The organism is Plantactinospora endophytica (assembly GCF_016862915.1).
GTDB classification, from domain to species: Bacteria; Actinomycetota; Actinomycetes; order Mycobacteriales; family Micromonosporaceae; genus Plantactinospora; species Plantactinospora endophytica.
The window spans coordinates 329,741-336,129 of the sequence record NZ_BONW01000041.1 but is presented as its reverse complement, the minus strand read 5'-3'; the positions used below and the strand labels follow the sequence as shown (position 1 = coordinate 336,129).

Here is a 6,389-nt window from a genome sequence, read left to right as displayed (position 1 = left end):
GAACGCGAACTCCACCAGGAAGATCGCCCTCGGGGCAACTTGCCCAACCTACCCGCTCGACCTCGCAGTGTCAAGCCCCAACTTCGGGCTAGTTGCTTGCTCGAGTGGTTTCCCCGTACTCACGCACACCGAAGGACGGTGGTCGCTTCTGTCGGGGGAGGCCCGCAGACCGGCCGATGGCCGCTCGCGGCCCATCCGCCCGGCTCCTGCCGGCTTCAGGTACTCTACCCGGTTGGTCTCGCAATCTCAACCTGAATGTCATCCGGTCGAGCACACCACCCGGCCCCGCTCTCCGTCCGGCTCACACCCTCCGGAAGATCGGGGTGCTCGCGGCCCGGCCTTTTCGTCCGGTGCGCCGCGCGCAGAGAGAAAGTTACGCGGCCGGCCCGCTGGGCGCAAATCGACGTACTCCTCCCTCCCGTACCGCTGTGACCCGACCGTGCCGCGGTTGTCCGTGTCAGAGCCGGCCAGGCGTGTCAGAGTGGCAACCATGGCCGCGTCAGCGAGCTCCACAGACGTCACCCTCGCGCAGGACAGCTTCACCGCGCTCCTGCTGCCCTTCTGGCAACTCGTGATCGGTGGTCTCGTCCTGCTGGCCGTGATCGTCTCGGTACGCCGGCTGGCCCGCCGTGGCCCGTCCCGGATGACCACCGGACTGTTGGTCACCGCCTCGGCGATCATCGGACTCGCCGTCGTCGGCATGCTGCTGCAATGAACCTTCCTGGCAGAAGCCCGATCACCTGACGACGGCCGGCACCGCCGTCAGAGCCGGCGGTTGGCCAGGCTGGGCAGCTCGGTGCGGATCTCGCGCAGCCGGTCGAGGTCGAGGTCGGCGACGACGGTCCCGACCGTGTCGGGCGCCTGGCCGAGTACCGTCCCCCAGGGGTCGATCACCATGCTGCGCCCGAAACAGGTACGGCCGGGATCGTGGTCACCGATCTGACCGGCCGCCGCCACGTAGCACTGGTTCTCGATCGCCCGGGCGCGCAACAGCACCTCCCAGTGGTCCCGACCGGTATGCAGCATGAACGCGGCGGGCACCACCAGGAGTTGGGCCTCCCCGGCGACGGCCAACTGCCGGTACAGCTCGGGAAAGCGCAGGTCGTAACAGATCGACAGGCCGACGCGTACCCCCTCGATCTCGACGGTGACCGGCGCGGAGCCGGCGGCGACAGACTTGGATTCGAGGTAGGAGACGCGGCCGGGGATCTCCACGTCGTAGAGGTGGATCTTCCGGTACGTCGCGGCGAGCGCGCCGGAGCGGTCGAAGACCAGCGAGGTGTTGTAGGTGTGCTCCGGATCCGGGCCGATCTCGTGGAACGAGCCGGCGTGCACCCACATGCCGTGCTGCCGGGCCGCCTCGGCAAAGAACTCGGCGAACTCGCCGTCGACCCGCTCGGGGGCCGGCAGACCGCGCGACGGGCCGAGATAGTCGACGTACTCCGGAAGAATCGCCAGATCCGCCCCGGCGGCTGCGGCCCGACCGAGCAGCTCGCCGGCGGCGGCCAGGTTGGCCTTCCGGTCGTCGCGGGCGTTGAGCTGACAGACGGCGACGCGCATGCCGAGAGCCTACGGCGACGGTCTCCGAGTGGCCAGACTGCGCTGGCCACCCGGGCGGCCCTCCGCAGGCTCTCAGGCTGTGCAGACCGTCAGGCCGAGCGTTCCTCACGCTCGCGGCGGGCCCGGCGTCCGGTGAACTCGCGCGGCACGATCGTCGGGTTGACGTTCTCCAGTACGACGCCACGGGTGATCAGGACACGGGCCGCGTTCGGGTTGCTGGGCACCTCGTACATCACCGAGAGGAGGACCTCTTCGAGGATGGCGCGCAGCCCTCGGGCGCCGGTCCCCCGGAGCATGGCCTGGTCGGCGATCGCCTCCAACGCCGCCTGCTCGAACTCCAGCTCCACGCCGTCGAGCTCGAAGAGGCGTTGGTATTGCCGGACAAGCGCGTTGCGGGGCTCGGTGAGGATCCGGACCAGCGCCTCCCGGTTGAGGCTCCGGACGTTGGTGATCACCGGCAGCCGGCCGATGAACTCGGGGATCAGACCGAACTTGAGCATGTCCTCCGGCATGACCCGGCCGAAGATGTCGTCGGTCGAGCGCTCGGAGACCGAACGGAGGTGGGCCCCGAAGCCGAGCCCGCCCTGGCCCGTCCGGGCCTCGATGATCTGGTCCAGCCCGGCGAAGGCGCCACCGCAGATGAACAGCACGTTTGTGGTGTCGATCTGGATGAACTCCTGGTGCGGGTGTTTCCGGCCGCCCTGCGGCGGCACGTTCGCCACCGTGCCTTCCAGGATCTTGAGCAGCGCCTGCTGCACGCCCTCGCCGGAGACGTCCCGGGTGATCGACGGGTTCTCCGACTTACGGGCGATCTTGTCGACCTCGTCGATGTAGATAATCCCGGTCTCGGCCCGCTTGATGTCGTAGTCGGCAGCCTGGATCAGCTTGAGCAGGATGTTCTCGACGTCCTCGCCGACGTAGCCGGCCTCGGTCAACGCGGTCGCGTCGGCGATGGCGAACGGCACGTTCAGCATCCGGGCGAGGGTCTGGGCCAGGTGTGTCTTGCCACACCCGGTCGGACCGATCAGCAGGATGTTGGACTTCGACAGCTCCACGCCGTCGCCCGAACCGGGCCCGCTGGCGGACTCGGCCTGGATCCGCTTGTAGTGGTTGTAGACCGCTACCGCGAGGGCCTTCTTCGCCTGGTCCTGACCGACGACGTACTGGTCGAGGAACTGGCAGATCTCCATCGGCTTGGGAAGCTCTTCCCACTTCACCTCGCCGGACTCGGCCAGCTCCTCTTCGATGATCTCGTTGCAGAGGTCTATGCACTCGTCACAGATGTAGACCCCGGGGCCCGCGATGAGCTTCTTGACCTGCTTCTGCGACTTACCGCAGAAGGAGCACTTCAGTAGGTCGCCGCCGTCGCCGATCCGTGCCACCTACGTTCTCCCTGCGCTCATCGGCCAGCCTGTTCTTCCCAGAGGCGCTGGCCTGCGGACGGTATGCCCCGTCGGTCGTGTTCGCCGGCCGGTCCCGACCGGCGGTGGGCGGTGCAGAACCGACGTTACCCGCTGCACGGGGTTTCTCCGACCCCCAAAACGGGTGTGTCAGAGGCCGGCCCCCGCACAGCGGCCCGGCCGGCCTCTGACCCAAGATGATCAGCTCGAGGCGTTCGCCGCGAGCAGGCCCTTCTTTCGGCTGGTCAGGATGGTGTCGACCAGGCCGTATTCCCGGGACTCCTCGGCAGTCATGAACTTGTCACGGTCGATATCACGACGGACTCGTTCGATCGGCTGGTTGGAGTGTCGGGAGAGCATCTCCTCGAGCTGGGTACGCATCCGGAGGATCTCCCGGGCCTGGATCTCGATGTCCGAGCCCTGCCCGTAGCCGCCCTCGGTGGCCGGCTGGTGGATGATGATCCGGGAGTTCGGCAGCGCCATGCGCTTACCGGGCGTACCGGCGGCGAGCAGTACGGCAGCGGCGCTGGCCGCCTGACCGAGGCAGACGGTCTGGATGTCCGGCCGGACGTACTGCATCGTGTCGTAGATCGCCGTCATGGCCGTGAACGAGCCGCCGGGCGAGTTGATGTACATGATGATGTCGCGGTCCGGGTCGGTGCCCTCCAGCGTCAGCAACTGGGCCATCACGTCGTTGGCCGACGCGTCGTCCACCTGCACGCCGAGGAAGATGATCCGGTCCTCGAAGAGCTTGTTGTAGGGGTTTGACTCCTTGACGCCGTACGAGGTGCGCTCGACGAAGGAGGGCAGGACGTACCGGTTGTGCACGGGCTGGAAGCCGCCACCGGCCAGCAGGGTCGGGTCAGTCATCGTTCCGCTCCTCAGCTCAGGGTCCCGGCGCCTTCCGGAACCTGCGCGGCCCCGGTGATCACCTTGTCGATGAAGCCGTAGTCCTTGGCCTCGTTGGCGGTGAACCAACGGTCCCGGTCCGAGTCCGCCTCGATCTGGCCCTGCTCCTGGCCGGTGTGGAAGGCCACCCGCTCCTGGAACATCCGCTTGGTGTAGAGCATCTGCTCGGCCTGGATGGCGATGTCGGAGGCGGTACCGCCCATGCCGCCGGACGGCTGGTGCATCATGATCCGCGCGTGCGGCAGGGCGTAGCGCTTGCCCTTGGTGCCGGCGCAGAGCAGCAACTGGCCCATCGAGGCGGCCATGCCCATGGCGACCGTGGAGACGTCGTTGTCGATGAATTGCATGGTGTCGTAGATCGCCATGCCGGAGTAGACCGAGCCACCCGGCGAGTTGATCCACAGGTTGATGTCGCGGCTGGGGTCCTCCGCGGCGAGTAGCAGCAGCTGTGCGCAGATGCGGTTGGCGACCTGGTCGGTCACCTCGCTACCAAGGAAGATGATCCGCTCCTTGAGCAGCCGGTTGTAGACCGAGTCGTCAAGGTTGCCACCAAGTGCGTCCGCACCTCGGGCTTCGGTCACCCGCAGGGGCATAGCTGAGAAGTCTGAACCAGTCATGGCAGCCCTTCGCTCTCCGTGCGTCTTACGCCCGACACTAACCGCTGACCGGGGTCGTAACGTCCCGGTCCGGGCACTGTTCGCTAACAGCGCAGTTGCCGGCGGTACGGCAGCGGCGCGCTGACCGCCGGGGCGTACCCGATGGGGTTTTGGCCGGTCGGGCCCGGTGCGTGGCGTCCGGGCCCGGCGGTCGCGTCCCCGCGCGGCTCAGTGCTCGTGGTCGTGGTCGTGCTGGTGGTCGTGCTCCTCGCCACTCGCGGCACGCAGCTCGTCCATGCTGATCGTGTTGCCGGCCGAGTCGGTGATCTTGATCCGCTCCATCACCATGGCCAGGGCCTTGCCGCGTCGGACGTCGCCGAAGACCGCGCCGGCCGCACCGGACCGGACGAGCTGGTCGTAGTACTGCTGCGGAGCCATCCCGGCCCGCTGCGCCCGGTGCACGATCTCGTGACCGAACTCGTCGTCGGAGACCTGCACCTGCTCGGCGTCGGCCAGGGTGTCCAGCAGAAGCTGGATCTTGACCCCCTCGGTGGCCGCGTCCTTCAGCTCGGCGTCGATCTGCTCCTCGGTCTTCTCCTCGGAGGTCAGGTATTCCTCCAGGGAGGCGCCGATCCGCTCGAGCTGGTCGACCATGGCCTGCTTGCGGTGCTCGACCTCCTCGCGCACGACCCCCTCCGGGGCCGGTACGTCGGCGGCGGCCACGATCTGCTCCAGGGCGCGGTCCCGGGCGGCGTAGATCTGCTCGACCTTCTTCGACCGGCTGACCCGCTCCCGGATGTCGCCACGCAGCTCGTCGAGGGTGTCGAACTCGCTCGCGAGCTGGGCGAAATCGTCGTCGAGCGGGGGGAGTTCCTTCTCCTTGACGGTGCGGACCGTCACCGAGACGTCGGCGTCGCGGCCGGCGAAGTCGCCGCCGACGAGCTGGGTCTGGAAGGTGGTCGAGTCGCTCGCCGAAAGGCCGACCAGCACCTCGTCCAGCCCCGGCAGGAGCTGCTTGCTGCCGACCTCGTGGGAGATGTTGGTGGCCGAGCCGCCCGGCACCTCCTCGCCGTCGACGGTCGCCGCCAGGTCGATCTGCACGTAGTCGCCCTCCTGGGCGGCCCGCTCGACCGTCTTGAGCGTGGCGAACCGCTCCCGCAGGCTGCCGACCTGGGCGTCGATCTCGCTCTCGTCGATCTGCAGCTCGTCGACGGTCACCTCGACGGTGGACAGGTCGGGCAGCGTGATCTCGGGGCGGACGTCGACCTCGGCGGTGAACTTCAGCGCGTCACCGTCGTTGAACTCGGTGATCTCGACCTCGGGCCGGCCCAGCGTCTTCACGTCGTGCTCACGGACCGCGGCGAGGATGTTCTCCGGGATGGCGTCCTGCACGGCCTCGTTGAGCACCGTGCCCCGGCCGACCCGCTGGTCGATCACGGCCGACGGCACCTTCCCCCGCCGGAAACCCGGGACGTTGACCTGCGAGGCGATCTCCCGGTACGCCTTCTTGAGGCTCGGCTCGAGCTCGACGAACGGCACCTCGATGGCGAGCCGCACGCGCGTCGGGCTCAGAGTCTCGACGGTGCTCTTCACAGGCGTACTCCTTGACGGATCTCGATCTTTATTCTGGGCCGGTGTTCAGCCCATCGAGTGTAGGCGAGCCGGCGAATGCGTCGGACGGCGCGGGGTGGCAAGGCTCACCCCGCACCGCAGGCGACAGTCGGGGTGGCGGGATTTGAACCCACGGCCCCTCGCTCCCAAAGCGAGTGCGCTACCAAGCTGCGCCACACCCCGTGGCGGAGAAGAGTGTATGCCGTCCGGTCAGGGTCGCGCCCGCCCGGTCTCCGCACCCGGCCGCCGTGTCGTCCCGGACCAGCTTGGTCCAGGGGTACGCGGGGAGCTGATCTTTCCGGTATTGACCCTG

6 protein-coding genes and 1 tRNA gene are annotated in these 6,389 nt (G+C 68.0%); 1 reads left to right on the top strand and 6 read right to left on the bottom strand.

From position 1 onward, the window contains the following. Positions 1–490: 490 nt before the first annotated feature. Positions 491–715, top strand: coding sequence for a hypothetical protein (locus Pen02_RS35045; RefSeq protein ID WP_203870453.1), 225 nt, complete (start codon positions 491–493; stop codon positions 713–715). Between the two features lie 47 nt (positions 716–762). Here the strand turns inward: Pen02_RS35045 and Pen02_RS35040 are convergent, their stop codons facing one another. From Pen02_RS35040 to Pen02_RS35015, 6 genes are all read right to left on the bottom strand, one after another. Further along, on the bottom strand, positions 763–1,560 hold the full coding sequence (locus Pen02_RS35040; protein ID WP_203870452.1) for a carbon-nitrogen hydrolase family protein: 798 nt from the start codon (positions 1,558–1,560) through the stop codon (positions 763–765). Positions 1,561–1,649: 89 nt separating this feature from the next. After that, positions 1,650–2,942 (bottom strand): ATP-dependent Clp protease ATP-binding subunit ClpX, encoded by a 1,293-nt coding sequence (clpX, locus tag Pen02_RS35035; protein WP_203870451.1) that lies wholly within the window; start codon positions 2,940–2,942, stop codon positions 1,650–1,652. A gap of 219 nt (positions 2,943–3,161) precedes the next feature. Continuing rightward, complete coding sequence (locus Pen02_RS35030; RefSeq protein ID WP_101367584.1) at positions 3,162–3,830, bottom strand: ATP-dependent Clp protease proteolytic subunit; 669 nt, start codon at positions 3,828–3,830, stop codon at positions 3,162–3,164. 11 nt (positions 3,831–3,841) lie between these two features. Continuing rightward, positions 3,842–4,486, bottom strand: a complete 645-nt coding sequence (locus Pen02_RS35025) for an ATP-dependent Clp protease proteolytic subunit (RefSeq protein WP_275413640.1) — start codon at positions 4,484–4,486, stop codon at positions 3,842–3,844. A 207-nt stretch (positions 4,487–4,693) separates the two neighbouring features. After that, positions 4,694–6,058 (bottom strand): trigger factor, encoded by a 1,365-nt coding sequence (tig, locus tag Pen02_RS35020; protein ID WP_203870449.1) that lies wholly within the window; start codon positions 6,056–6,058, stop codon positions 4,694–4,696. A gap of 127 nt (positions 6,059–6,185) precedes the next feature. Further along, a tRNA-Pro gene (locus tag Pen02_RS35015) sits at positions 6,186–6,259 on the bottom strand. Positions 6,260–6,389: the final 130 nt, after the last annotated feature.